The sequence below is a fragment of the Micrococcus porci genome, assembly GCF_020097155.1.
Taxonomy (GTDB): Bacteria; Actinomycetota; Actinomycetes; order Actinomycetales; family Micrococcaceae; genus Micrococcus; species Micrococcus porci.
On record NZ_CP083691.1, the window covers coordinates 1446129 to 1472565 of the forward strand.

22 protein-coding genes, 1 tRNA gene and 1 rRNA gene are annotated in these 26437 nt (G+C 73.9%); 17 read left to right on the plus strand and 7 right to left on the minus strand.

Annotated features, from left to right (window positions below; all coding sequences use genetic code 11):
- The first annotated feature begins 160 nt into the window (after positions 1–160).
- The 8 genes from rrf (at position 161) to KW076_RS06990 (ending at position 8101) form a co-directional block, all read left to right on the plus strand.
- Positions 161–277 (plus strand): 5S ribosomal RNA (gene rrf / locus KW076_RS06955).
- 507 nt (positions 278–784) lie between these two features.
- Entirely contained in the window at positions 785–1621 is an 837-nt protein-coding gene (locus tag KW076_RS06960) for a hypothetical protein (protein ID WP_224354627.1), read from the plus strand.
- Positions 1618–2460, plus strand: coding sequence for an HAD-IIA family hydrolase (locus KW076_RS06965; RefSeq protein ID WP_224354628.1), 843 nt, complete (start codon positions 1618–1620; stop codon positions 2458–2460). The genes KW076_RS06960 and KW076_RS06965 overlap by 4 nt, the downstream gene beginning before the upstream one ends.
- Entirely contained in the window at positions 2453–3292 is an 840-nt protein-coding gene (locus tag KW076_RS06970) for a TlyA family RNA methyltransferase (RefSeq protein ID WP_224354629.1), read from the plus strand. Before KW076_RS06965 ends, KW076_RS06970 begins: the two co-directional genes overlap by 8 nt.
- 123 nt (positions 3293–3415) lie before the next feature.
- Positions 3416–4507, plus strand: a complete 1092-nt coding sequence (locus tag KW076_RS06975) for an NAD kinase (RefSeq protein ID WP_224354630.1) — start codon at positions 3416–3418, stop codon at positions 4505–4507.
- Positions 4504–6246, plus strand: coding sequence for a DNA repair protein RecN (gene recN / locus KW076_RS06980; protein ID WP_224354631.1), 1743 nt, complete (start codon positions 4504–4506; stop codon positions 6244–6246). Before KW076_RS06975 ends, recN begins: the two co-directional genes overlap by 4 nt.
- 173 nt (positions 6247–6419) lie before the next feature.
- Entirely contained in the window at positions 6420–7127 is a 708-nt protein-coding gene (locus tag KW076_RS06985; protein WP_224354632.1) for an NUDIX domain-containing protein, read from the plus strand.
- Entirely contained in the window at positions 7052–8101 is a 1050-nt protein-coding gene (locus KW076_RS06990; RefSeq protein ID WP_434084312.1) for a site-specific tyrosine recombinase XerD, read from the plus strand. Before KW076_RS06985 ends, KW076_RS06990 begins: the two co-directional genes overlap by 76 nt.
- A gap of 127 nt (positions 8102–8228) precedes the next feature.
- Here the strand turns inward: KW076_RS06990 and KW076_RS06995 are convergent, their stop codons facing one another.
- From KW076_RS06995 to KW076_RS07010, 4 genes are read right to left on the minus strand one after another with little or no spacing between them, the layout of a single operon-like run.
- A complete protein-coding gene (locus tag KW076_RS06995; RefSeq protein WP_224354634.1) occupies positions 8229–9374 on the minus strand; it encodes a bifunctional 2-methylcitrate synthase/citrate synthase in 1146 nt (381 codons plus the stop codon).
- 13 nt (positions 9375–9387) lie between these two features.
- Positions 9388–10326 carry a methylisocitrate lyase gene (gene prpB / locus KW076_RS07000; protein WP_224354635.1) on the minus strand — a complete coding sequence of 313 codons (939 nt, stop codon included), beginning with the start codon at positions 10324–10326 and terminating at the stop codon, positions 9388–9390.
- Complete coding sequence (locus KW076_RS07005; RefSeq protein WP_224354636.1) at positions 10326–11852, minus strand: MmgE/PrpD family protein; 1527 nt, start codon at positions 11850–11852, stop codon at positions 10326–10328. Before KW076_RS07005 ends, prpB begins: the two co-directional genes overlap by 1 nt.
- Entirely contained in the window at positions 11849–12544 is a 696-nt protein-coding gene (locus KW076_RS07010; RefSeq protein ID WP_224354637.1) for a GntR family transcriptional regulator, read from the minus strand. Before KW076_RS07010 ends, KW076_RS07005 begins: the two co-directional genes overlap by 4 nt.
- Before the next feature lie 164 nt (positions 12545–12708).
- On the opposite strand from KW076_RS07010, the gene KW076_RS07015 reads away from it, so the two are divergent.
- Positions 12709–14652, plus strand: a complete 1944-nt coding sequence (locus tag KW076_RS07015; protein ID WP_224354638.1) for an AMP-binding protein — start codon at positions 12709–12711, stop codon at positions 14650–14652.
- A 48-nt stretch (positions 14653–14700) separates the two neighbouring features.
- Here the strand turns inward: KW076_RS07015 and KW076_RS07020 are convergent, their stop codons facing one another.
- Both KW076_RS07020 and KW076_RS07025 read right to left on the minus strand, forming a co-directional pair.
- Complete coding sequence (locus KW076_RS07020) at positions 14701–15426, minus strand: response regulator (protein ID WP_224354639.1); 726 nt, start codon at positions 15424–15426, stop codon at positions 14701–14703.
- The gene (locus KW076_RS07025) at positions 15423–17048 is read right to left on the minus strand and encodes a sensor histidine kinase (RefSeq protein WP_224354640.1); all 1626 of its coding nucleotides are present in this window, start codon (positions 17046–17048) and stop codon (positions 15423–15425) included. Before KW076_RS07025 ends, KW076_RS07020 begins: the two co-directional genes overlap by 4 nt.
- A gap of 196 nt (positions 17049–17244) precedes the next feature.
- Here KW076_RS07025 and KW076_RS07030 point away from each other — a divergent pair, with 196 nt between their 5' ends.
- On the plus strand, positions 17245–18609 hold the full coding sequence (locus tag KW076_RS07030; protein WP_224354641.1) for a cation:dicarboxylate symporter family transporter: 1365 nt from the start codon (positions 17245–17247) through the stop codon (positions 18607–18609).
- 79 nt (positions 18610–18688) lie between these two features.
- On the opposite strand, the gene KW076_RS07035 is transcribed toward KW076_RS07030, so the two are convergent.
- Positions 18689–19738, minus strand: coding sequence for a formylglycine-generating enzyme family protein (locus KW076_RS07035; RefSeq protein ID WP_224354642.1), 1050 nt, complete (start codon positions 19736–19738; stop codon positions 18689–18691).
- A gap of 203 nt (positions 19739–19941) precedes the next feature.
- Here KW076_RS07035 and KW076_RS07040 point away from each other — a divergent pair, with 203 nt between their 5' ends.
- From KW076_RS07040 to KW076_RS07070, 7 genes are all read left to right on the plus strand, one after another.
- On the plus strand, positions 19942–20802 hold the full coding sequence (locus KW076_RS07040) for a ParA family protein (RefSeq protein WP_224356805.1): 861 nt from the start codon (positions 19942–19944) through the stop codon (positions 20800–20802).
- A gap of 253 nt (positions 20803–21055) precedes the next feature.
- On the plus strand, positions 21056–22015 hold the full coding sequence (locus tag KW076_RS07045) for a pseudouridine synthase (protein WP_224354643.1): 960 nt from the start codon (positions 21056–21058) through the stop codon (positions 22013–22015).
- The gene (locus KW076_RS07050) at positions 22015–23145 is read left to right on the plus strand and encodes a prephenate dehydrogenase (RefSeq protein ID WP_224356806.1); all 1131 of its coding nucleotides are present in this window, start codon (positions 22015–22017) and stop codon (positions 23143–23145) included. Before KW076_RS07045 ends, KW076_RS07050 begins: the two co-directional genes overlap by 1 nt.
- Positions 23146–23148: 3 nt before the next feature.
- Positions 23149–23877 (plus strand): (d)CMP kinase, encoded by a 729-nt coding sequence (gene cmk / locus KW076_RS07055; RefSeq protein ID WP_224354644.1) that lies wholly within the window; start codon positions 23149–23151, stop codon positions 23875–23877.
- An 18-nt stretch (positions 23878–23895) separates the two neighbouring features.
- Positions 23896–25431, plus strand: a complete 1536-nt coding sequence (gene der / locus KW076_RS07060) for a ribosome biogenesis GTPase Der (RefSeq protein ID WP_224354645.1) — start codon at positions 23896–23898, stop codon at positions 25429–25431.
- Between the two features lie 46 nt (positions 25432–25477).
- Positions 25478–26005: a hypothetical protein gene (locus tag KW076_RS07065; protein WP_224354646.1), complete on the plus strand. Its 528-nt coding sequence runs from the start codon at positions 25478–25480 to the stop codon at positions 26003–26005.
- A 348-nt stretch (positions 26006–26353) separates the two neighbouring features.
- Positions 26354–26430, plus strand: a tRNA-Pro gene (locus KW076_RS07070).
- The last annotated feature ends 7 nt before the right edge of the window (positions 26431–26437 follow it).

Here is a 26437-nt window from a genome sequence, read left to right on the forward strand (position 1 = left end):
GTCCACTGTGCGGTTGTCTGATTGCAGCCGGTGCTTTCCTGGTCTTGCCTGTGTGGTAGGGTTGGGGGGTGTTGTTCAAGTGAATATTGCCACTGTCTTGTTTGTGGCTCTCTAGGTTTCCCACGGCATGCTGGTTTGGTGTGTTGGTTGGGGTGAGGGTTACGGCGGTCATAGCGTGGGGGAAACGCCCGGTTCCATTCCGAACCCGGAAGCTAAGGCCCACAGCGCCGATGGTACTGCAGCCGGGAGGTTGTGGGAGAGTAGGTCGCCGCCGGACATTCTTTTGGGTTGAGGCCCCACACCTTCGGGTGTGGGGCCTCCCTGTGTTTTGGGGGGGCTTGTGGTGGGGACGGCAGAACGCGACCCACGCCGCAACGAGCCGTCCGCTGACGCTCATCGAAGGCCCGCACGCCCTTCGCCGGTAGGCTGGGGCGGAACATCAGAGCGTCTGCAGGACGCGAATCCGGGGCCACGCCCCCACACACCAGAAGAGTCGGAAGGACATCCCATGGCTGAGCGCTCCGCACGAGAGCCCCGCGACGATCGCCGCGGAGACGGCCACGACGGCACCCGTTCCGGCACCCCGCGAGGTCGGCGAGATGGGGACGGCGGGCGACGTCAGGGGGAGGGGCGTCCGTTCCGTCCGCATCGCGACGGTGAGGGCGTCGGCCGTTCACGCAACGTAGGTGGTCGGGACGGCGCGGCCCCGCGGCCCGGTCGTCCGGAGCGCGCCCAGCGTGAGCGCCCCGCCCACAGCCCGTCTGATCTCCGCGCCGCGAACAGGGTGGACCAGCAGCGCTCGCCCGACATCGACGGGGACGTGACCGGCAAGGAGCTCGACCGCGGCACCCTGAAGGAGATCGGCGGTCTCGACGAGCGTCCGGCGACCTGGGTCGCCAAGCACCTCGTGATGGCAGGCCGGTACATCGACGAGGACCCGGAGCTCGCCTTCCAGCACGCCCTGGCCGCCTCCCGCAAGGGAGGGCGCCTGGCCCGCGTGCGCGAGGCCGTCGCCCTGACCGCCTACGCGGCGGGGGAGTACCACGAGGCCCTGCGCGAGTTCCGCACCTACCGCCGCATGACCGGGGACGACACGCACATCGCGGCGCAGGTCGACAGCGAGCGCGCCCTCGGGCGCCACGAGAAGGCGCTGCAGCTGGCCGGCGAGGTCGACACCTCCCGGCTGGACCGCGCGGCGCGCGTGGAACTCGCGATGGTGGTGTCCGGGGTGCGCGAGGATCTCGGAGACCTGGAGGGCGCCCTCGCCGCACTGAAGATCCCGGAGCTCGACCGACGCCGGGGCTACCCGTTCTCCCCGCGGCTGTTCCAGCGCCAGGCCGACGTGCTCACCGCCCTCGGCCGCACCCAGGAGGCCGCCGTGTGGCAACGCTCCGTCCATGTGGCCGAGCGCGCCCTGGGGATCGGCGGCTTCGCCGAGCCCGAGATCGTCGATGTGGAGGTCGAGCCGGCTGAGGACGACCGCCCCGTGCGCGGTCACCGCGAGCGACACACCGGGCCCCGCGTGTCGGACGCCTCCCAGTCGTCCGCGGAGTCCGCCCCCGTCGGCGAGGGATCCGCCGAGGAGCACGGGCAGGCCGCCCCCGCGGAGCGCGAGTCATGACGGATCCCGCGGCCTCCACGTTCTTCGGCGGTCACGACGGGCTCCTGTGTGACCTCGACGGCGTCGTCTACGCGGGCGGGGAGGCCATCCCCGGCGCGGTCGAAACTGTGAGCGCCCTCGCGGAGCGGGGAGTGCCCGTCGGGTTCGTCACCAACAACGCCTCGCGACCCCCGGAGGCGGTCGCCGAGCAGCTGCGCCGGTTCGGCCTCGAGGTCTCCCCGTCCCATGTCTTCGGTTCTGCTCCGGTCGGTGTCGACCTCCTCGAGGAGCGGCTGACGGCCGCTGGACACGAGGGCCCGGCACGGGTTCTCGTGGTCGGCTCGGTCCATCTGGCGGACCTGGTCGCGGCCCGCGGCCACCACGTGGTGGAGACCGCGGCCGAGCGACCGGACGCCGTCCTGCAGGGCTTCGACCCCCGGGTGGACTGGTCGCGTCTCGCCGAGGCGGCCTACGCCGTCAACGCCGGCGCCGCCTGGGTGGCCACGAACCTGGACCTCTCCATCCCGCGGGCCGAGGGGGTGGCTCCCGGCAACGGTGCCCTCGCCCTGGCCGTCACGCAGGCGACCGGCGTCATCCCGGTGGCGGCCGGCAAGCCGGAGCCGCGCCTGTTCCATACCGCCGCGGCCGCCCTGGGGCTCCAGGCACCGCTCATGGTGGGGGACAGGCTCGACACCGACATCCGCGGCGGCAACGCCGCCGGCATGGAGACCGTGCTCGTCCTCACCGGCGTGGGCTCCCGGCATGCGGCGGGGGAGGCCCCCGAGGAGGACCGCCCCACCTGGATCGTCGACGACATGACCGCCCTCCTGGGCGAGCCCGCGGAGGCGGCGCGTGGGTGAGGCCCGACGGGCCGACGTCGCCCTCGCGGCGGACGGCCTCGCGCGCTCCCGTACGGAGGCCGCGGCCCTCGTCAAGGAGGGCGTCGTCCTGGTGGACGGCACGCCGGTGCGTCGCCCATCCCAGCCCGTGGCGTCGGGTGCGGTCCTGTCCCTCCTGGACCAGGGGCCGCGCTGGGTCTCCCGCGCGGCGCACAAGCTCGTCAGCGCCCTGGAGGCCTTCCCGGTGCCGGTGGCCGGACGACGGGCGCTGGACGCCGGGGCCTCGACCGGCGGCTTCACGCAGGTCCTGCTCGAGCGGGGCGCGGCACGCGTCGCCGCCGTCGACGTCGGCCACGGCCAGCTGGTGCAGGAGCTGCGCGCCGACCCCCGCGTCTTGGTCCGCGAGGGGCTGAACGTCCGCGACCTCACCGCGACGGACGTCGAGGGCTCGGTCGACCTCGTGGTCTCCGACCTGTCCTTCATCTCCCTGCGCCTCGTCCTCGACGCGCTCGCCGGGGTGTGCCGGCCGGACGCCGACCTGCTGCTGATGGTCAAGCCCCAGTTCGAGGTGGGCCGTGCGGCCCTGCCCCGGACCGGCGTCGTGACGGATCCCCGGGCGCGTCGCTCGGCCGTGGAGGGCGTGGTGGCGGCCGCGCTCGGGACCGGCCTCGCGGCCCGCGGGGTCGCACGCTCCGGCCTGCCCGGCCAGGACGGCAACGTGGAGTTCTTCCTGCACCTGCGCGCCCCCGCCGCCCCCCGCGACGGTGGAGCGGTCGCCGGGGATGCGGACGAGGACGAGCGCCGTCGCCGCGCGGCCGCCCTGGTCGCCGCCGCCGACGTCGACTGGTCCTGACGTCACGGCCCGGTCCCGTCCGCGGCTCCTCCGTGTGGACGGCGCCGCTGTCGTGTCCGCCCCCGTGGCTATCCTGGGACGAGCCGGCCGGAGCCGACCGGCCGACCCCCGCCGGAAGGAACCATGTCCGAGACCCCCTCCCGCCGCGTCCTCGTCCTGGCCCACACGGGCCGCGCCGACGCGATCGCCGCGGCCCTCCAGGCGACGGCCATGCTCGCCGAGGAGGGCCTGGACACCGTCATGCTCGCCGAGGACGTGGCGGCGATCCTGGAGTCGGGGACGGACGCCGTCGGCTTCCGGCCGCTGACGCTGGGCCGGGACTGCACGCTCGACGACGTCCAGCTCGGGCTGGTGCTGGGCGGGGACGGCTCGGTGCTGCGCGCCGCCGACTTCGTCCGCGGCCACGGCATCCCGCTGGTGGCCGTGAACCTCGGGCACGTCGGCTTCCTCGCCGAGTCCGAACGCACCGACCTCCACCGCACCGTGAAGGCGATCGCCGACGGCGCCTACGTCGTGATCGAGCGCATGGCGCTCGACGTCACGGTCCGCGTGGAGGGCCGGGAGGTGGCCCGCACGTGGGCTCTCAACGAGGCGTCCGTGGAGAAGTCCAACCGGGAGCGGATGCTCGAGGTCGTCGTCTCCGTGGACGACTCGCCGCTGACCTCCTTCGGCTGTGACGGCGTCGTGCTCGCGTCGCCCACCGGGTCCACCGCCTACGCATTCTCCGCGGGCGGCCCCGTGGTGTGGCCCGGCGTGGAGGCGCTGCTCTGCGTGCCGATCAGCGCCCACGCGCTCTTCTCCCGGCCGCTCGTCGTGGGGCCGCACTCGACCGTCGCCGTGGACGTGCTCACGCGCACCCGGGAGACGGGGGTGCTGTGGTGCGACGGCCGTCGCACCGTGGAGCTGCCCCCGCGTGCCCGCATCGAGGTCACCCGATCTGCCGAACCGGTGCGGCTGGCGCGCCTGCGGCCCACGCCGTTCGCCGAGCGACTCGTCCGCAAGTTCCGCCTCCCCACGGAGGGGTGGCGCGGGCCTGTCACGGAGGCGGACCGGCGCACCGGCCCCCTGGCCGAGGTGGAGACGGTGGAGCCGCGCCACGCGGCGCCGAGACCGGACGTGGTGCCGCCGCCCAGCGAGCCCCTCACCGTCCTCAGCCCCGAGGCCCTGGCCCGCTACCGAGGCCGCGACGGGCGCGAAGGAGACCGGACCTCATGATCGACTGGATGCAGATCACCGGCCTCGGCGTCATCGGCGAGGCCACCGTGGACCTGGACCCCGGCTTCACCGTGGTGACCGGCGAGACCGGCGCCGGCAAGACCATGGTCGTCACCGCGCTGGGGCTGCTGCTGGGCCGGCGCGCCGACGCCGGCGCCGTGCGCCGTGGGTCGCGTCGGGCCGCCGTGGACGCCGGCGTCCGCCTGCCCGCCGACCACCCCGCGCTGAGCCTCGCCGTGGAGGCCGGCGCCGTGCTCGACGACGCCGGCGACGGCTCCGCCGACCTGGTCCTGAGCCGCAGCGTCACCGCCTCCGGCGACGGCACCCGCTCCCGTGCGGGGCTTGGCGGCCGCGCCGTCCCGGTGGGGGTGCTCGCCGAGGTGGGATCCGCGCTGGTGGCCGTGCACGGGCAGAACGACCAGGTCCGCCTCCAGTCCGCCGCGGCACAGCGCCACGCGCTCGACGCCTTCGGCGGCCCCCAGCTCGTCGCCGCTGCGGCCGCCTACCGCGCCGACCACACGGCCTACGTTGCCGCCCGGAGGGAACGGGACCTGCTGGTGGAGCGCCAGCAGGAGCGGGCCCGGGAGGCCGAGGCGCTGCAGCGCGGGCTCGAGGAGATCGACCGGGCCGAGCCGGAGGCGGGGGAGGACGAGACGCTGCGCGCCCTCATCCGGCGCCTGGAGGACGTCGAGGAGCTCCGCGCCGCGGCCGACGGCGGCCACGCCCACCTCGCCGGCCCGGACATCGAGTCCGGCGACGACCTGCCCGGGGCCATCACCCTGGTCGAGTCCGCCCGCGCAGCCGTCCAGGCAGCCCCCGGGGACGACCCCGAGCTCGCCGCCGCGGCCGGGCGACTGGCCGAGGCATCCGTCATCCTCGGGGACATCGCTGCGGACCTGGCCCGGTTCTCTGCAGACCTGGACGGCGACGCCGTCTCCGACCTCGACGCCGCGCAGACCCGGCTCGCCGAGCTCAGCCGCCTCCAGCGCCTCTACGGTCCGGAGCTGACGGACGTGCTCGCCTGGGCCGAGGCGCAGCGCCCCCGCCTGGAGGAGCTGCAGGGCGACTCCGGGCGCATCGACGAGCTCGAGGCCGACCTCGCCCGCCTGGACGCCTCGCGTCGGGAGCGGGCCGCGGAGCTCACCACCCTGCGCACCGCCGCCGCAGGCCGCCTGGAGCAGGCCGTCACCGCCGAGCTGCACGCACTCTTCATGCCGGACGCCTCCTTCCACGTCTCGCTCGTCCCGCTGGACGACGGCGACCCCGGCCCCCACGGTGCGGAGGACGTCGCCCTTGCGCTGCGCCCGCACGCCGGAGCCGAGCCGCGCCCCCTCGGCCGGGGCGCCTCCGGCGGCGAGCTCTCCCGGGTGATGCTCGCCCTGGAGGTGGTCCTCGCCGAGACCGACCCCGTCCCGACGTTCGTGTTCGACGAGGTCGACGCCGGCGTCGGCGGTGAGGCGGCCGTCAGCATCGGCGCCCGACTCGCGCGCCTGGCCCGCCATGTCCAGGTCATCGCCGTGACCCACCTGCCGCAGGTCGCGGCCTACGCGGACCGGCACGTCCGGGTCGAGAAGAACTCCGACCCCGAGGCCGGGGTGACGACCTCCGACGTCGTCACGCTCGGGCAGCAGGAGCGGGTGGACGAGCTCGCGCGGATGCTCGCCGGGCACGGGGACTCTGCCGCCGCCCGGGCGCACGCCCGCGAGCTGCTGGAGGCGTCGGCGGCCGAGCGGGCCTGACGCCATGCGCCGAGCCCCCGCCGCGTGTGTACGATCGGGACCCGTGGTGCAACGTGACTCCCGCCCCCAGCCGTCCCGCACGGTGCCCCGGCAGAAGCCCGCGCGCGGCGGTGCGGTGCCGACGCCCGGTGCGGTCCTGACGTCCTCGACCCTCGTCGTCCCGGAGGACCCCCGTGGCTGAGGTCCCCGCGTCCGCCGGGCGCTCGCCGCTGCGCGACCTCTCCCTGCCGCGGCGGGTGAAGAAGTCCAAGACGGTCTTCGAGGGCCGGGTCTGGGACATCGCCCGCGAGAGCTTCCGCATGGACCCCGACGACAAGGGCCAGGAGCCGCTCACGCGCGAGCTGATGGTGCACCCGGGCGCCGTCGCCGTCCTGGCCCTGCGCACGCACCTCACCACCGCCGGCCCCGTCGAGCAGGTGGCGCTGGTCCGCCAGTACCGCCACCCCGTGGGCATGGAGCTCTGGGAGGTCCCCGCCGGGCTGCGCGACGTCGCCGGCGAGCCCCTCGTGGAGACGGCCCGCCGCGAGCTGCGGGAGGAGGCGGACCTCGAGGCCGCCGAGTGGCACACCCTCGCCGACTTCTTCACCACCCCCGGCGGGTCCACGGAGGCCATCCGCGTGTTCCTGGCCCGCCAGGTCAGCGCCGTTCCCGAGGGGGCGCGACACGAGCGTGAGGGCGAGGAGGCGTCCATGCCCCTGGCCTGGGTGAACACGGACGAGGTGCTCGACGCCGTCCTCGACGGGCGCATCCACAACCCGTCCACGGTGGTGGCGGTCCTCGCCCTCCACGCGCACCGGGCCCAGGCATGGCGTCGCCTCCGCCCGCCCGACGCCCCGTTCGTCCCCGACCGGCGGGGCCCCGGGGCCGACCGGCCCGCGTGAGCGCGTCGCCCGAGCTCCACCGCGCGCTCGACCGGCACCTGGACCACCTGGCCGTGGAACGGGGCCTGGCCAGCGCAACCCTGGCCGCGTACCGCCGGGACCTGGGCCGATACCTCGCATGGCTGGAGGCCTCCCGCGTGGATCGTCCCGCCGACGTCGACCCCGGGCACGTCGCCGGTTTCCTCTCCGCCCTCGGCACCGGGGACGACGGCGGCCGACCCCTGGGCGCCCGGTCCGCCGCGCGCGTGCTCTCCGCCGTGCGCGGCATGCACCGCTTCTGGGCGCTCGAGGGGCTCACCCCGACCGACCCGGCGGCCGATGTCGCCCCGCCCCGCCCACCCGAGCGGCTCCCGAAGGCGCTGCCCGTGGAGACGGTGACCCGGATCCTCGAGGCGGTCCCCACCGCGGAGCCCGCCGACCTGCGGGACCGCGCCCTGCTCGAGTTCCTCTACGGCACCGGGGCCCGCGTCTCTGAGGCCGTGGGACTGGACGTCGACGACGTCGTCGGCGTGGCGGGGGACCGGGGCGCCGGCCGGGGCGACGACGATCGGCTGCCCGTGGTGCGCCTCTTCGGCAAGGGCTCCAAGGAGCGGCTGGTTCCCGTGGGTTCGCACGCCGCCGACGCCCTCGCGGCGTGGCTCGTGCGCGGCCGACCCGCCCTCGCGGCAGCGGCGACGCGCCCGGTGCCGGCGCTGTTCCTGAATCTCCGCGGCGGGCGCCTCTCCCGGCAGTCGGCGTGGTCGATCCTCAAGGCGGCCGCCGAGCGGGCTGGCGTCGCCCAGGACGTCTCCCCGCACACCCTGCGGCACTCCTTCGCCACGCACCTGATGCAGGGCGGGGCCGACGTGCGCGTCGTGCAGGAGCTGCTGGGCCACGCGTCCGTGACCACCACCCAGGTCTACACCAGGGTCACGGCCGAGGCGCTGCGCGAGGTCTACGCGTCCGCCCACCCGCGGGCCCGCTGGACCACCTGACCCGCCACCCGTGGACGCCGCGGGGGCGGCGCCTCCCGCGGACCCCTGGTGGGATCCCGGAAGGCGCCGCCCCCGCGCGGAGACGGAACCGCTCAGCCCCGGGCCGGCAGCTCGCGCTGCGCCGTGTTCACTTTCCGGGCAGCTCGCGCTGCTCGGGGCCGTTGTAGGCCGAGAGCGGGCGGATCAGGGCGTTCGCGGCGCGCTGCTCCATGATGTGGGCGGTCCAGCCGGTGATGCGCGCGGCGATGAAGATCGGCGTGAACATCTCGGTGTCGAAGCCCATGAGGTGGTAGGTCGGGCCGGCCGGGTAGTCGAGGTTCGGCTTGATCTGCTTGGCCTCGTCCATGGCCTGCTCGAGCCCGTCGTACAGGCCGAGCATCTCCTCGCGGCCGTAGTGCTCGATCATGCGGTCCAGCGCGGCCTTCATGGTGGGCACACGGGAGTCGCCGTTCTTGTAGACGCGGTGACCGAAGCCCATGACCTTCTTCTTCTGGGCCAGGGCGTCCTCCATCCAGGCCTTCGCTCGGGCGGCGGCATCCTCGCGGGACTCCTCCTTGCGGATGCCGATCTCGTCGAAGGTGTGCATGACAGCCTCGTTGGCGCCGCCGTGCAGCGGGCCCTTGAGGGCGCCGATCGCGCCGGTGACGGCCGAGTGCAGGTCGGAGAGCGTCGAGGTGATGACGCGCGCCGTGAACGTGGAGGCGTTGAAGGAGTGCTCCGCGTACAGGACCATCGAGACGCGGAACGCATCGACGACCTCGGGGGCGGCCTCCTCGCCGAAGGACATCCAGAGGAAGTTCTGCGCGTAGTCCAGGTCCGCGCGCGGCTCCACGACCTCCTGGCCGCGGCGGCGGCGCTGATCATAGGCGACGACGGCGGGGAACGCGGCGAACAGCGCCTTCGCCTTCTCCAGCTCGGCCTCGGGGGAGGAGTCCTCCGCCTTCGGATGGTTGGCGCCCAGCACGGACACCGCGGTGCGCCCCACGTCCATCGGGTGGCAGTCGGTCGGCAGCAGGTCCACGGCGGCCTTCACCTCGGGGTCCAGCGCGCGGTGGGCGCGCTCGAACCGCTGGAACTCCTCCAGCTCCGCGTCGGTCGGCAGCTCGCCGTTCCAGAGCAGCAGCGCCACGGCCTCGAAGGGCAGCTGCGCCGCGAGGTCCTGCACCGGGTAGCCGCGGTAGAGCAGGGAGTTGGTCTCCGGGTTGACCTTGGACACCGCCGTGGTGTCCACGACGACGCCGGCCAGGCCCTTCTTGATCTCGGTCTCGGTCATGATGGGGGTCCTCTCAGAGGTTGGCGTTGTTCGAGTCGATGTCCAGCGTGGGGACGTCGAAGTTGAAGATGCCGGTGTCGAACGCGTTGTAGCCCTCGTAGTCCACGAGCTCGTACAGGCGGGCCCGGGTGAGCATCTGGTCCACCTGGGACTGCTGGGTGCCCTCCTCGCGGATGGCGTCCAGCACACGCTCCGCAGCGCCCATGGCCGAGCGGAGCAGGGTCACCGGGTAGATCACCATGGCGACGCCGGCGTCGGCCAGCTGCTGCCGGGTGAACAGCTCGGACTTGCCGAACTCGGTCATGTTGGCCAGCACGGGCACGCCCAGCGGGGCGAGCTCGCGACACACGGTCTCGAACTCGCCGATGTCCTTGAGGGCCTCGGGGAAGATCGCGTCCGCACCGGCCTCCACGAGCGCCTTCATGCGGGCGATCGCGGCGTCCAGGCCCTCCACGGCACGCAGGTCGGTGCGCGCCATGATGAGGAAGTTCGGGTCCCGGCGGGCGTCGACGGCGGCGGCGATGCGCTTGACCGCCGTGTCCAGGTCCACCATGTTCTTGCCGTCGAGGTGGCCGCAGCGCTTGGGGTTGAACTGGTCCTCGATGTGGCAGCCGGCCAGGCCGGCGTCCTCGAACTCCTGGACCGTGCGGGCCACGTTCATCGGCTCGCCGAAGCCGGTGTCGGCGTCGATCAGGCAGGGCAGGTCCGTGAGGCGGGCGATCTGTCCCCCGCGCACGGCCACCTCGGTCAGGGTGGTGAGGCCGACGTCGGGCAGGCCGAGCTCGTTGGCGAGGACGCCGCCGGAGATGTACACCCCGGGGAAGCCCTTCTCCTGGATCAGCTTGGCCGTGAGCGGGGTGAACGCGCCCGGGAACTGCTGGGCGCCGCCCTGCTTGAGGGTCTCGCGCAGGTCGATGCGCTTCTGGGCGGCGGTCTTCTTCGAGTACAGCATCAGAACAGCCCCTTCGGGGCGGCGGCGAGGTCGGCCTCGGACAGGAACGCCGGGTTGGCCAGGACGTTGAGCTGGTCGAGCTCGCCGGCCTGCAGCTCGGACAGGCGCTGCACGGCGTCCAGGAAGCGGTCCTGCTCCTCGGGGGTCACGACGCCCTCCGCCAGGGTGCGGAACTTCTGGATGTACTGCTCGCGGGCGAACGGGCGGGCGCCCAGCGGGTGGGCGTCGGCGACGGCGATCTGGTCGGTGATGACCGTGCCGTCCGTGAGGGTGATCTCCACGGCGCCGCCGAAGGCCTTCTCGGAGAGGTCGTTGGAGTGGTAGCGGCGGGTCCACTCGGGGTCCTCGACGGTGGTGACCTTGTGCCACAGGGCCACGGTGTCCGGGCGGGCGGCGCGCTCGGGGGCGTAGGAGTCCACGTGGTGCCACGCGCCGTCCTGCAGGGCGACGGTGAAGATGTAAGGGACCGAGTGGTCGAGGGTCTCGCGGGAGGCCGTGGGGTCGTACTTCTGCGGGTCGTTGGCTCCGGAGCCGATCACGTAGTGGGTGTGGTGGGAGGTCTTGATGAGCACGGACTCGACGTTCTCCGGGTCCATGGCCTCCGGGTGCTCGGAGTGCAGCTTGCGGGCGAGGTCGATCCAGGCCTGGGCCTGGTACTCGGCAGAGTGCTCCTTGGTGTAGGTGTCCAGGATGCCGCGCTTGGGCTCGCCCTGCTCCGGCAGCGGTACCTCGTAGTGGGCGTCCTTGCCGTCGAGCATCCAGGCGATCACGCCGTCCTCGCCCTCGTAGATCGGCACGGGGGAGGTCTGGCCGCGCATGGCGCGGTCGGCGGCCTCGACGGCCATCTTGCCGGCGAACGCCGGGGCGTGCGCCTTCCAGGTGGAGATCTCACCCTTGCGGGACTGGCGGGTCGCCGTGGTGGTGTGCAGGCCCTGGCCGATGGCCTGGAAGACGGTCTCGGCGTCGAGGCCGAGGAGGGTGCCGATGCCGGCGGACGCGGACGGGCCGATGTGGGCGACGTGGTCGATCTTGTGCTTGTGCAGGCAGATGGACTTCACGAGGTCCACCTGGACCTCGTAGCCGGTGGCGATGCCGCGGATCAGGTCGGCGCCGGAGCGGCCGGCGTGCTGGGCGACGGCGAGGATCGGTGGGATGTTGTCGCCCGGGTGGGAGTACTCCTCCGCCAGGAAGGTGTCGTGGTAGTCGAGCTCGCGGACGGCCACGCCGTTGGCCCAGGCGGCCCACTCGGGGGAGACCTTCTGGTCCACGCCGAAGACGGTGGCGCCGGCGCCGCCCGTGGAGACCGGGTGGGACAGGGCCTGGGCGCGGGCGGCCACGATAGGGCCGCGCTTCAGGGAGGCGACGGCGACGGAGGCGTTGTCGATGATGCGGTTGATGATCATCTCCTCGACCTCGGGGAGCACCTCGACCGGGTCGACGGCGACCTCGGCGAGCTTGTGGGCGAGCTGGTCCTCGCGGGCGAGGTTGTCGGCGGAGGGATGGACGCGGACGTCGTGCTTCTTCACTGATGTGCTCCTTCGAAGGGGGTGGGGGTCAGCAGGGTGGTCGACTCCGCGGCGCGGGCGCGCCGGGTGAGATGGGTGGCCGCGTGGTGCAGGTGCACGCGGGTGGTGGCCTCGGCGAGGTCGGCGGCGCCGGCGGCCACGGCCGCGGCGATGTCCGCGTGCTCCGCCGCCGACGACGCCAGGCGGGCCGGGTCGTGCGCGGCCAGGCGCCGCAGGCGGGCCAGGTGCAGGCGCAGCGTGCGCAGCGTGGAGACCAGGTAGGGGTTGCCCGCCGCGGCGTCGAGGCCGGCGTCGAGCTCGTCGGTCAGCGTGTAGTAGCCGGCCGGCTCGTCACCGGCCTCCAGGCGCGGGACCGCCGCGAGGAACCGGTCGGCGAGGGCGCCCATGGCGGCCGCCTGGTCGGCGTCGGCCCGCTCGGCGGCCCGCCGGGCCAGCAGCGATTCCAGGGCGATGCGCAGCTCGAACAGCTGCTCCGCCTCCTCGAGGCTGACGTCGGCGACGACGACTCCCCGGCCCGGCGCCTGGGCGGCGAGTCCATCGGCCACGAGGCGGGCCAGGGCCTCTCGCACCGGGGTGCGGGAGATCCCGAGGCGGTCCGCGAGCTCGACCTCGCCCAGCACCGTGCCCGGGGGCAGGGTCCAGTCGAGGATCTCCCCGCGCAGGGCGGCATAGGCCCGGTCGCTGACTCGCATGGCGCCACTGTATACAGAAACCCCGGCCGGTGTGAACGGGGGCACGGAAAAACCGCCTCTCAAGGGGTGAGAATCCGACGTGCGTGTGCGGGCGACTCCCGGCGGCGGCCCCTTATGTATGCACATCTCTTGTGCCACGTGATCCGCGCCACTATCCTCGAGCCATGGCGACCGACACCACCGCAGCCCCCCGCTCCTACGCCGACGTCCACCGCCGCTCCCTCGAGGACCGGGAGTCGTTCTGGCTCGCCGCCGCCGAGGCGATCGACTGGACCGTCCCGCCCACCCGGGCGCTCGACGACTCCGCCGCGCCCCTGTACCGCTGGTTCCCGGACGGCGTCCTGAACACGGCCCACAACTGCCTCGACCGGCACGTGGCCGCCGGCCGCGGGGAGGAGCTCGCGCTCGTCCACGACTCCGCCATGACGGGCGAGGTCACCCGCTTCACCTACGCGGAGCTCACCGCCGAGGTCGCCCGCCTGGCGGGCGCGCTCGCGGAACGCGGCGTCGGGAAGGGGGACCGCGTGCTGGTGTACCTGCCGATGATCCCGCAGGCCCCGATCGCCATGCTGGCCTGCGCCCGCCTGGGCGCGGTGCACTCCGTGGTGTTCGGCGGCTTCGCGCCGCGCGAGCTCGCGGCCCGCATCGACGACGCCACCCCGGACGTGGTGCTCACCTGCACCGGCGGCATCGAGCCCAAACGCCGCGTCGAGTACCTGCCGGCCGTGGCCGAGGCCCTCGAAATCGCCGAGCACCCCGTGCGCACCGTCCTCGTCCACCACCGCGAGGGGTTCGCCACCGCCCGCGAGGACGTCGCCGACCGCGGCGGGGCGGAGTGGGAGGACTGGGCCGAGGCCGTCGCCGACGCCGCCCCCGCCGGCTGCGTGGACGTCGCCGCCACCGACCCGCTGTACATCCTCTACACCTCCGGCACCACCGGCCGGCCCAAGGGCGTGGTCCGCGACCACGGCGGCCACGCCGTGGCCCTGCGCTGGACCATGGAGAACATCTACGACGTCGGTCCCGGCCAGGTCATGTGCACCGCCTCCGACGTGGGCTGGGTGGTGGGCCACTCCTACATCGTCTACGGGCCCCTGCTGGCCGGCGCCACCACCGTCCTCTACGAGGGCAAGCCCGTGGGCACCCCCGACGCCGGTGCGTTCTGGCGTCTGATCCAGGACCACGGCGTGCGCTCCTTCTTCACCGCTCCCACCGCGCTGCGCGCCGTCCGCAAGGCCGACCCGGAGGCCGCGCTGCTGGCCGAGTACGACGTCTCCAGCCTCCGCCACTTCTTCGCCGCCGGCGAGCGCCTGGACCCGGAGACCCAGAAGTGGATCGAGGGCGTCCTGGGCATGCCGGTGATCGACCACTGGTGGCAGACCGAGACCGGCTGGGCGATCGCCGCCAACCCCGTGGGCCTGGAGGAGCTGCCCGTGAAGACCGGCTCGTCGTCGGTGCCCAGCCCGGGCTTCGACGTCGTGGTGGTCGACGGCCTCGGCACGCCCGTGGCCCCGGGGGAGGAGGGCAACATCGCGATCCGCCTCCCGCTGCCGCCCGGCACCCTCCCCACCCTCTGGAAGGCGGACCAGCGCTACGTCGACTCGTACCTGACCGCCTTCCCCGGCCACTACGCCACGGGCGACTCCGGCATCGTCGACGAGGACGGCTATGTGTTCGTCCTCGGGCGCACCGACGACGTCATCAACGTCTCCGGCCACCGCCTCTCCACCGGCGTGCTCGAGGCCGCGCTGGCCTCCCATCCGGCGGTCGCCGAGTGCGCCGTCATCGGCGTCGCGGACACCCTCAAGGGCCAGCGGCCCTCGGGCTACGTGGTGCTCAGGGCCGGCGTGGAGCGCCCCGAGCCGGGCGGCGAGGCCGAGGAGGCACTGCTCGCGGAGCTCGTGCAGACGGTGCGCCGCGAGGTCGGCCCCGTCGCCGACTTCCGCGACGTGGCCGTGGTCGAGGCGCTGCCCAAGACCCGGTCCGGCAAGATCCTGCGCAAGACCATGCGCCAGTTGGCCGACGGCGAGCAGGTCGCCGTGCCCTCGACCATCGAGGACGCCTCGGTGCTCGAGGACCTCGCGGCCGTCCTGCGGCCCGCCGGCTGAGCACCTTCCGCATGAGCGGGCCCCGCCCGTGGAACGGGCGGGGCCCGCTCATGCGGAAGGGGCCCCCGGTGCCCAGACGTACTCCTGTTCGGGGCGCCCGCGGCCGCCGTGCCGTGCGCGACGGCGCACCCGACCGATCCGCTCGAGGTGCTCCAGGTAGCGCCGCGCCGTGACGCGGGACAGGCCCAGCCCGGCGGCGGCCTCGGAGGCGCTGCGGCCGCCGTCGGCATCGTGCACCAGGTCGAGGACCGCCTGGAGGGTGCCCGCCGAGAGGCCCTTGGGGAGTTCCTCCACGCCCCGTCGCTGACCGGCGCGGAACACGTCGTCCACGTGCTCCTGGCCGGACAGCCGCCCCGGCCCCGCGAGCAGCGCGGCCGCGCTGCGGAACCCCGTCATCCGCTGGGCGAACGCCTCGAACCCGAACGGCTTGACCAGGTACTGGACGACGCCGAGGGCGATCGCCCGCCGCACCACGGAGAGCTCCGTGGCGGCGGTGAGGGCGAGGACCCCGCCCTGGAAGCCCGCCGCGCGCAGCTGCTGCAGCAGGTCCAGGCCGTGGCCGTCCGGCAGGTTCATGTCCAGCAGGAGCACGTCGAAGGGGAAGCGGCCGTCGCGGTCGAGCGCCGCGGCCACGAGACGCCGCGCCGCGTCCACCGTGCCCACTGCACCTACCACCGTGAACCCGGGCAGGCGGGTCACGTGGTCCGCGCACGTCTGTGCGGTGAGCTCCTCGTCCTCGACGATCAGCACCCGGTAGGGCCGTTCCGCGCTCATGCCGCCTCCCCGTCCTGCTCGGGCCCCGCGGGCGGGACCTCCACCGTGAACACCGTGCCGGAGTCCGTCGCCACCTCGACGACGCCGCCCGCCTGGGACGCGATGCTGCGCACCAGGGCCAGGCCCATGCCGCGGCCCGCGATCCCGGCCGGCTTGGTGCTCCACCCCGGCTCGAACACGCGGTCCCCGTCCGGATCGAGGCCGGGCCCGCCGTCAGCCACCTGTACGAGGAGGCCGTCGGCGTCGCACGTGACGTCCGCGTCCACCCAGCGGCCGGCCGGCTCGGCGGCGTCCGCGGCGGCGTCGAGGGCGTTGTCCACCAGGTTGCCCACCACCGAGACGAGGTCGAGTGCGGCCAGGGGTGCGGGCGCCGACAGGCGCACGGCGTAGGTCAGCTCCACGCCGCGCTCCGCGGCCTGCGCGGCCTTGGCCTCCAGCAGGGCGGAGACGACGTCCTCGGCGTCCTGGTCGGGGCGGCGGTGCCGGGTGAGCACGTCGCGGGCGGCGTCCGTGCGCCCGGAGTCCAGCAGCGCCAGCGCGGTGTGCAGCTGGTTGGCGTGCTCGTGCGTCTGCGAGCGCAGCGCGGCGGTGAGCGTCCGGGACAGGGCGAGGTCGTCGGTGAGCCGCTGCAGGTCCGTGCGGTCGTGCAGCATCAGGACCCGGGTGCCGGCGGGGGCGGGGGAGATCCCCTCGCGGGCGGCGTCGTCCACGGCCCCGCCCCGCCGCGGGCGGGCCGCGCCCAGCACGCGCTGCCGGACCACGAACAGGCGGTCGCCGACGCGCGCCGGGAAGTCCGCGTCGGCGTGCTCCTCGAGTGCCCGGGCCAGCTCCTCGGGGAGGCGGGCGGCCGCAGGGACCGTGCCGTCCTCCGTGCGGGCCGGCAGCCCCAGCGCGTGCACGGCGGCGGCGTTGTGCTGGCGGATGCTCCCGTCCGGCGCGAGCACCACGAGCGAGGCCTCCAGCGAGTCCATCGCGGCGGCGGAGAGCAGGAACGACTCGGCCAGGTCCTCGGGACCCCGCCCCAGGGTGACGCGGTGCAGGTAGCGCGCCACGAGGAGGGCCGCGCCGAGGCCCGCGGCGAGGGTGAGCGCGAACGTCACCGCAAGGCGCGGCAGCTGGGCGGACGCGGCGACCTCCAGCTCGGAGACCCGCACCCCCATGGTGAGGACCCCGACGACGGCGCCCTCGGCGTCGCGGACGGGCACGAGCGCCCGCACCGAGATGCCGGCCGGACCCGTCGCCGAGACCTCCGTCCAGGACTCCCCGGCGAGCGCCCGGTCCACGGGGGCCGGATAGGCCGTGCCGACCTGCTCCGGACGCCAGCTCGCCACCCGCGTGCCCCGCGCGTCGAGCAGAGTCAGCCAGGAGACCCCCGCGTCGTCCACCACCGAGGGGATGCGCGCCTGCAGCGCCGCGGCCCCGGCAGGGGAGCCGAGGGCGTCCACGACGACCTCCTCCCGGGCGGCCAGGCGAGCGACGCCGAGCACGTGCCGCTCCTCCACCACGAAGGTGGCATCCCGGGCCTGCCGCCAGCCGGCCCAGCCGCTGAACACCGCGATCACGGACAGCAGCAGCACGAGGCTGGCCGCCACGCGGCGGGCGATGGACCAGGGGTGGCGCACGGCTGCTCCTCTTTTGCTCTGCGCTGCTCTGCGCCGCTCGGCGCTGAAGGACTCGGCGTCGTCCTCCCCCCGATCGTCTCCCGGGAGGGCGGGGTGTGACCACTATGACCGCAAGGGTGACGCGGGCCACCCCGCCGGGGGACGGTGGAGCCGTCCCCGCCGTCCGCAGGCGGGTCTTGCGAAGAAAGGCGGTGCCATGACGCACGCATCCCCCGCCGAGGCGGTCCCGGTCAAGAAGAAGGACCGGACCCACTGGCTCTACATCAGCGTGATCGCCTCGGTGATCCTGGGCGCCGCCGTGGGCCTGCTGTTCCCGGAGTTCGGCAAGTCCCTCAAGCCCCTGGGCGACGGCTTCGTCTCCCTCATCAAGATGATGATCGGCCCGGTCATCTTCTGCACGATCGTGCTGGGCATCGGGTCCATCGCGAAGGCCGCCACGGTCGGCAAGGTCGGCGGCCTGGCGCTGCTGTACTTCATCACGATGTCCACGTTCGCGCTGGCCATCGGCCTCGTGGTCGGCAACTTCGTGCACCCGGGCGAGGGCCTCAAGCTCACCCCCTACGACCCGAACAAGCCGAAGGCCCCCCTGGACTCCACGGTCCAGTTCCTCCTGGACATCATCCCGGGCTCCATGCCCGTGCTGCCCGTGCTGTTCGTCGCCCTGCTCGTGGGCTTCGCGCTCCAGCAGATGGGCCCCGCCGGCGCCCCGCTGCTGCGCGGCCTGACCCTGATCCAGGGCGTCGTCTTCCGCATCCTCATGATGATCATGTGGGTCGCCCCGCTGGGCGCGTTCGGCGCGATCGCCGCCGTCGTCGGCTCCACCGGCTGGTCCGCCATCGGCGCGATGCTCCTCCTGATGGGCGCCTTCTACCTGACCTGCATCCTGTTCATCACCCTCGTGCTCGGCACGATCCTCAAGGTCGTCACCGGGCTGAACATCTTCTCCCTGCTCAAGTACCTGGGCCGCGAGTACCTGCTGATCTTCGCCACCAGCTCCTCCGAGTCCGCCCTGCCCCGCCTCATCGCCAAGATGGAGCACGCCGGCGTGGACAAGTCCGTGGTCGGGGTGACCGTGCCCACCGGCTATTCCTTCAACCTGGACGGCACCGCCATCTACCTCACGATGGCCGCCCTGTTCGTCTCCAACGCCATGGGCATGGAGATGAACCTCGGCGAGCAGGTCGGCCTGCTCCTCTTCATGATCATCGCCTCCAAGGGCGCCGCCGGCGTCACCGGCGCGGGCCTGGCCACCTTGGCGGCCGGCCTGCAGGCGCACCGTCCGGAGCTGCTGGGCGGCATGGGCGTGATCGTGGGCATCGACAAGTTCATGTCGGAGGCCCGCGCGCTCACCAACTTCACCGGCAACGCCGTCGCCACCCTGCTCATCGGCCAGTGGGTCGGCGAGCTCGACGGGGACCGCGCCCGCCGCGTGCTCGGCGGCGAGCTGAAGTTCGACGAGGCCATGGTCGCCGGCCACGGCGACGCCGTCTTGGAGGACGCCAAGGCGCACCCCTCGATGGTCGAGCAGACCGGCGGCAGCCACGCCGCCTCCACGTACTGACCCGACCGGTCGACGACGCCGCCGGCCCGGCATCAGGATCGCTCCTGGTGCCGGGTCGGCGGCGTCTGTGCCTCCCGGCTCAGCCCAGGTCGCGGACCACGCGGAAGCCGAACATGGTGGTGGCCACCTCGGCGGAGAGGTAGGCGCCGCGGTAGTCCAGGCGCAGGTTCTGCGGCTGGTAGTTCCAAGCGCCGCCCCGGACCACCGGGAAGGGTACGGGGCCGTCGTGCACGGAGCCGTCGCCCGCCGTGCCGGAGAGGTCCTCGATCCAGTCGTCCGCCATGAACGCGCGGGCGTTGCCCGTGACGTCGTACAGCCCGAAGCCGTCGGCCTCGAACGATCCGACCGGGGCGGTGTGCGCGAAGCGGTCCGTCACGGACAGGCTCTCCCAGGGGAACCCGTTGACCGCCTGGGAGACGGTGTCGTAGGTGTTGGCGTAGCGGGCCGCCTCGTCGAGGGTGTCGCCCCAGAAGAAGGCGGTGTCGGCCCCGCCGCGGGCGGCCCACTCCCACTCGTCCTCCGTGGGCAGCCGGTCGGACTCCCCGGTGGTCTCGGAGAGCCAGTCGACGTAGGCCTGGGCGTCCTGGCGGGTCAGGGCGACGGACGGGGAGTCGGGGGTCTGCTCGAAGCCGGGGTCCAGGTAGGACAGCTCCGGGTTGAACGTCATGGCGCTGGGATCCTCCGGGTCCCACCAACGGGACCCGCCGCACACCTGGTATCCGGTGTCGTCCACGAACGCCTGGAACTGCTCCACGGTGACCTCGGTGCGACCCAGGGCGAAGGGCTCGGCAATGGTCACCTCGCGCTGGGGCAGCTCGAAGTCCCGGCGATTCTCCGGCACGCCCCAGGCCTCGTGCTCGGCGTCGGTCGAGCCGGCGGTGTAGGTGCCGGCGGGGATCACCACCATGTCGGGTCCGGCCTGGTGGTCGGAGGACACGGTGCCGGCGGGGGTGCCGGCGTCGACATCCGCGGCGGTCGACACGGGGGTGCCCGCGGCGTGCGCGGCCTGGTCGAGGCGGTCGGCCAGGGTCTGCACGATGAACCGCCACTCGTCGACGGCGCCCGTGAGCATCATGTCGTCGTCGATGGCCCCCTGCACGCAGTCGGGCGACGAGGTGTGCTCGAGCAACGCCCGGGACCCGGCGCCGGCCCGTGGGAGGGGGGGCGTCCGCGGCGTCGCCCGGGGCCGCCGACGCCGACCACCCACTAGGCTGGGTCCCCAGCAGGACGACCTCCGGCCGCGGTCCCGCGGCGTGGGGCCGTCGACGCGCCCAGACGACCACCGTGGAAGGAGCCGGCGCCGCCGTGACCCCCAAGGAACCGATCCCCGTCATGACCGTGCACGGCGAGCCCGTTCTGGGGCCCACCGGGCGCCCCAAGCACGAGTTCCCCGAGCCGACCCCGCTGGCCGGCCATGGACCTGCGCGGATCATCTCGATGGTGAACCAGAAGGGCGGCGTCGGGAAGACGACCTCCACGATCAACCTGGGGGCCGCGCTCGCGGGCTACGGCCGCAAGGTCCTCATGGTGGACTTCGACCCCCAGGGCGCCCTCTCCGCGGGCCTCGGCGCGGACCCGTACGAGCTGGACGTCACCGTCTACAACGTGCTCATGGAGCGCAAGGTCACCGCCCGGGACGCGATCCTCCCCACCGCGTTCGAGAACATGGACGTGCTGCCCGCCAACATCGACCTCTCCGCCGCCGAGGTGCAGCTGGTCAACGAGGTCGCCCGCGAGCAGGTCCTCGATCGGGCCCTGCGCCAGGTCAAGGACGACTACGACGTCGTCCTCATCGACTGCCAGCCCTCCCTGGGCCTGCTCACCGTCAACGCGCTGACCGCCTCGGACGGCGTCATCATCCCGCTCACCGCCGAGTTCTTCGCCCTGCGCGCGGTGGCGCTGCTGGTGGAGACCATCGAGAAGGTCCAGGACCGGCTCAACCCGGACCTCGAGATCGACGGCGTGCTGGCCACCATGTTCGACCAGCGCACCCTCCACTCCAAGGAGGTCGTGGGCTCGCTCGTGGACGGCTTCGGGGACCGGGTGTTCGAGACCGTGATCAAACGGTCCATCAAGTTCGCCGACGCGACCGTCGCCGCGACGCCGATCACCGTGTTCGCCGAGAACCACGACGGCGCCAAGGCCTACCGCCAGCTGGCCCGCGAGCTGATCTGCCGCGGCGGAGCGCCGTGATCCGCCGCTGACGCCGGCCCCGCACGAGGCGCCCGGCACCCGCTCCGCACGCCTGCGCGGAGCCGGGTGACGGGCGCCTCAGCGCATCCGGGCCCGATCTCTGCGAGAATGGCCGGATGGGCGCCGTCGGAACGACCCGACGCCGGCCCTCCCCACACCCCCACGGCGCCTCCTCAACGGACACGGCGCCGACCTCTCCGCGCGTGCGCCCTCCGGCTCCGTGCGGCCCCGATCCCGGAAGGACCCCGACTCCATGAACTCCCGCAAGCCGCGAGGCTCCGGACGCACCCCCGCCGCAGGCAAGCGCGGCGGCCCGTTCTCGGAGCGTGACTTCCAGCGCAACCTCGGCGCCCGCCGCGGCCCCGCCCGTCCGAAGGACGAGCCCGCCTTCGACGAGGACGCCGCCGAGCGCCGCGTCCGCTCCAGGCGCGGCAAGGGCGCCGGGGCCGCCCGCGCCAAGGCCCAGCACCTCGAGGAGATCCACGTGGAGGACGGCGAGCGCCTGCAGAAGGTGCTGGCCTCCGCCGGCGTGGCCTCCCGCCGCGTCTGCGAGGACCTCATCGCCGAGGGCCGCGTGGAGGTGGACGGCGTCGTCGTCACCGAGCCGGGCGTCCGCGTGGACCCGGTGCGCTCCCGCATCCAGGTCGACGGGATCTCGGTGCAGACCGACGTCACCAAGCAGTACTTCGTGTTCAACAAGCCCCGCGGCGTGATCTCCACGATGCTGGACCCGGAGGGGCGCCCCTCGATCGCCACTTACCTGAAGCCGGGCCAGGAGAACCTCTTCCACGTGGGCCGCCTCGACAACGAGACCGAGGGCCTGCTGATCCTCACCAACGACGGCGAGCTCGCCAACCGCCTCACCCACCCCTCGTGGGAGGTGCCCAAGACCTATCTGGTGCAGACCCGCGGCCCGCTGGCCAAGGGCGTGTCCAACCGCCTGCGGGAGGGCGTCGAGCTGGAGGACGGCCTCGCGAAGGTGGACTCCTTCAAGCTCGTGGACTCGACGCCGGGCCACGTGCTCGTCGAGGTCGTGCTGCACTCGGGCAAGAACCGGATCGTGCGCCGCATGTTCCAGGAGATCGGCCACCCCGTCGAGCGCCTCGTGCGCGTCAAGGTCGGCCCGATCCTCCTCGGCGACCAGAAGCAGGGCTCCGTGCGCGCCATGACGGCGCAGGAGCAGGGCCACCTCAAGGCCCTGGTGGACCTGTGATCCCGGCCGAGGGCGGCGCCGGCCCGGCCGGCCTCTCCGGCCCCGTGCTGGTCCGTGGCACCGGCCTGCTCGGCGCCTCGATCGGCCTGGGGCTGCGCGCCGCTGGCGCCGACGTCCTGCTGGACGACCCCTCGCCGACGGCGCTGGCCGTCGCCCGGGACATCGGCGCCGGCGCCGTCGTGGACCTCGACGACCCCGCGCTGGCCCCCGGCCTCGTGGTGGTCGGTGCGCCGCCGGACGTGACGCCCGCCGTCGTGGTGGACTCGCTGCGCCGCTGGCCGCACGCCGTGGTCACGGACATCGCCTCCATCAAGGGGGCGATCCTCGCCGAGGTGCGCGAGGCCGCGACGCGCGGGGACATCGCCCCCGGCGACGTCGCCCGGTACCTGCCCGGCCACCCCATGGCCGGCTCGGAGCGCTCCGGTCCCGTCGCCGCGCGCGGCACGCTGTTCACGGCGAGCCCCTGGGTGCTCTGCCCGGCCGCGGAGACGGATCCGGCCGCGCTCGCGGCGGGGGAGGCCCTGGCCCGCACCCTGCAGGCCACGGTGCACCGCATGTCCGCCGCGGACCACGACGCGTCCGTGGCCCTGATCTCCCACCTGCCGCAGATCGCCGCGTCCCTGGTGGCCTCCCGCCTCCAGGACGCCCCGGACCCCTCGCTGGCCCTGGCCGGCAACGGGCTGCGGGACACCACCCGCATCGCGGCCTCGGACCCGCACCTGTGGGTGCAGATCCTGGCCGGCAACGCGCCGCAGATCGTGCCCACGCTGCACGGGCTGCGAGAGGATCTGGACAGGCTCATCGGCACGCTCGAGGCGCCGTCCGCGCCCGGCGCACGGCTGGACGTCGCGCGGCTGATCGCGGAGGGCAACGCCGGACGCGCCCGGATCCCGGGCAAGCACGGCGCCCCGCCGCAGGCGTTCGCCCTGGTCACCGTGATCGTGGACGACACGCCGGGCCAGCTCGCCGCGCTGTTCGAGGAGATCGGGCGCGCGGGCGTGAACGTGGAGGACATCCGCCTCGACCACGCCTCCGGGTACCGGGTCGGCATGGTGGACGTCTCGGTGCTGCCGGGACGCAAGGACGAACTCGTGTCGGCGCTGACCGACGCCGGATGGAAGGTGGTCTGAGCCATGACCGAGCACACCCAGCACGACGACGCGGCGCGCCCCGCCCTGGTGGTGGCCGTGGACGGGCCCTCGGGCTCGGGCAAGTCCTCCGTGTCGAAGGCGGTGGCCCGTCGCCTCGGCGCGGCCTACCTGGACACGGGCGCCATGTACCGCGCGGTGGCCTGGCACGTCCTGGACTCCGGCGTGGACCTCGCCGACCCCGACGCGATCGCCGGCGCGGCCCGCGCCATGGACCTGCGCCAGTCCACGGACCCGGACGTCGAGTCCGTGGTCGTGGGCGGCACGGACGTGACGGACGCCATCCGCGAGGACCGTGTCACCGACGTCGTCTCCACCGTGGCCGTGGTGATCCCCGTGCGCGAGGAGCTGCAGCGCCGCCAGCGCGCGGCCATCGCCGGGGCCGGACGCATCGTCGCCGAGGGACGCGACATCACCACCGTGGTGGCCCCGGATGCGCACGCCCGTGTGCTGCTGACCGCCTCCGCCGAGGCCCGCATGGCCCGCCGTTCCGGCCAGCTGCAGCGTGCCGGCGCGGGGGAGCGGGACGCCGCCACCCTCGAGCGCCAGGTCTCCGGCCGCGACGCCCGGGACTCCGCCGTCTCCACGTTCGACCGCCCCGCCGAGGGCGTGGCGCTCGTGGACTCCACCGAGCTCGACTTCGAGCAGACCGTCGCGGCCGTGCTGGCCGCCGTGCAGGACCAGGCCGGCGTGGACGCCGTCCCGGGCCGCTGACCCGGAAGGACCGCCCCGATGACCGAGAACACCCCCCTGACGGAGGGCGAGGAGTACCAGCCCGCCGGTGAGGACCACCTGGCCGAGCGCCTGGCCGCCATCTCCGACGAGGAGGCCGACGCCCGCGCCGCCTCCCTGCGCGCCGGCCTCGGCGACTACGAGTTGGAGGAGGACGACGCCGCCCTCCTCGCCGACTGGGACGGGGACGACGAGTTCGACCTCGACCTGCCCGTGCCGCCCGTGCTCGCCATCGTCGGACGCCCCAACGTGGGCAAGTCGACCCTGGTCAACCGCATCATCGGCCGCCGCGAGGCCGTCGTCGAGGACGTGCCGGGCGTGACCCGCGACCGCGTCTCCTACGAGGCCGAGTGGAACGGCCGCGTGTTCACCGTGGTGGACACCGGCGGCTGGGAGCACGACGCCAAGGGCATCCACAAGCGCGTCGCCGACCAGGCCGAGCTGGCCGTGGACGTGGCCGACGCCGTCGTCTTCGTGGTGGACGCCACCGTGGGCATGACCGCGACGGACGAGGCGGTCGTGACCATGCTCCGCCGCAAGGACCGGCCCGTGATCGTGGCCGCCAACAAGGTGGACGACATGGTCCAGGAGGCCGACGCCGCCTCCCTGTGGTCCCTCGGCTTCGGCTACCCCTGGCCCGTCTCCGCGGTGCACGGGCGCGGCGTGGCGGACCTGCTGGACGCGGCCCTGGAGGAGCTGCCGGAGGAGTCGGCGCACGGCGGGCTCGTCCCGCGCGGCGGCCCCCGTCGGATCGCCCTCGTGGGCCGCCCGAACGTCGGCAAGTCCTCCCTGCTGAACAAGCTCGCCGGCGCGGACCGCGTGGTCGTGGACGACTACGCGGGCACCACCCGCGACCCGGTGGACGAGCTCGTGGAGCTCGGCGGGCGGCTGTGGCGCTTCGTGGACACCGCCGGCATCCGCCGTCGCCAGCACATGGCGCACGGCGCCGACTACTACGCCTCCCTGCGCACGGCGTCCGCCCTGGACCGCGCGGAGGTGGCCGTGGTGCTGCTGGAGGCCCCGAGCGTGATCTCGGAGCAGGACGTGCGCATCGTGCAGATGGCGCTGGAGTCCGGGCGCGCCCTCGTGCTGGCCTTCAACAAGTGGGACCAGATGGACGAGGACCGCCGCCCCCAGCTGGAGAAGGAGATCGAACGGGACCTGGCCCACGTGGCCTGGGCGCCGCGGGTGAACATCTCCGCGCTCACGGGCTGGCACAAGGACCGCCTGGTGCCCGCGCTGGACACGGCGCTGGAGTCCTGGGACCGCCGCATCCCCACGGGCAAGCTGAACGCGTTCCTGGGCGAGCTCGTGGCGGCGCACCCGCACCCCCTGCGGGGCGGCAAGCAGCCGCGCATCCTGTTCGCCACGCAGGCGTCCACGCGGCCGCCGACGTTCGTGCTGTTCACCACCGGGTTCCTCGACCCCGGCTACCGCCGGTTCATCGTGCGCCGCCTCCGGGAGACGTTCGGCTTCGAGGGGACGCCCATCGAGATCGGCATGCGCATCCGCGAGCGGCGCGGCCGCAAGCGCTGACGCGGCTCCCATGGTCGTCCCAGGCTGGCCCGCTAGCCTGGCCCTCATGACGACGACGCCCCGCGCCTCGCGCGCCTCCCGCCCCGCCGCGGCCCTGTTGACCCTGGCGGGTGCCGCCCTGGCCCTGACCGGCTGCGCGGCCGGCCCGGACCAGGAGACCGCCGACGCGCTGGCGAGCGCCGACGAACGGATCGCGAGCGCCGAGGCGGAGATCGCGGACCTGAAGGACCGCATGGACCGGGTCCCCGACACGGCGGCCATGCAGAGTCAGGCCTCCGAGGCGGTGTCCAGCGCCGTGGCCCAGGCCACGGGGGCGGCCGGGTCGCTGGGCGCGGACGCCGCCCGGCGTGCCCAGGAGGCGGTCGACGGCGTGTCCGGGCTGCCGGACGCCGAGGCCGTGCAGCAGGTGGAGGACGGCGGCCGGGTGATCGTGGAGTACGCGCAGGACGCCCTCCCCAAGGACCCCGCCGAGCTGCAGGCCCGCCTGGACGAGGCCGCCGACGCGGTCCGCCGGCAGGTCCCGGACTCCGCCGGTGTGGAGTTCAAGGTGGGGGACCAGACCTTCACCTTCTGAGCCGCCTGGACTCGCCCCGGGAAGTGCCCCCGCGATGTCCGGACGGCACCTGCCCGCGTGATACGATCCGCGGGAAGCGCGGCGTCGCCTGTCATGCCCCTCGGGGCCAGACGGCCCAGACGTCGGTTGCGCGTGCGACCCGGTGACGGAACGTCCGCGCCCGGGGGGCTCTCGGTCGGGTCACCCTTGGTTCAGGGCGAGGGGTTCACGTTCACGAAGAGGACGTGGGCCCCTTTCTCTTCGGCCCCGTACCCCAGGCGGCCAGCCGGCGGGGGAGTCGATTCGCCCCGCGTCTCGGAATGGGGTATCATTGACGAGTGCTGAAACGCGGAACGCCGCGGATCGCCACGGGCTATGGCGCAGGTTGGTAGCGCGCTTGACTGGGGGTCAAGAGGTCGTGGGTTCAAATCCCGCTAGCCCGACCAGCAGCAC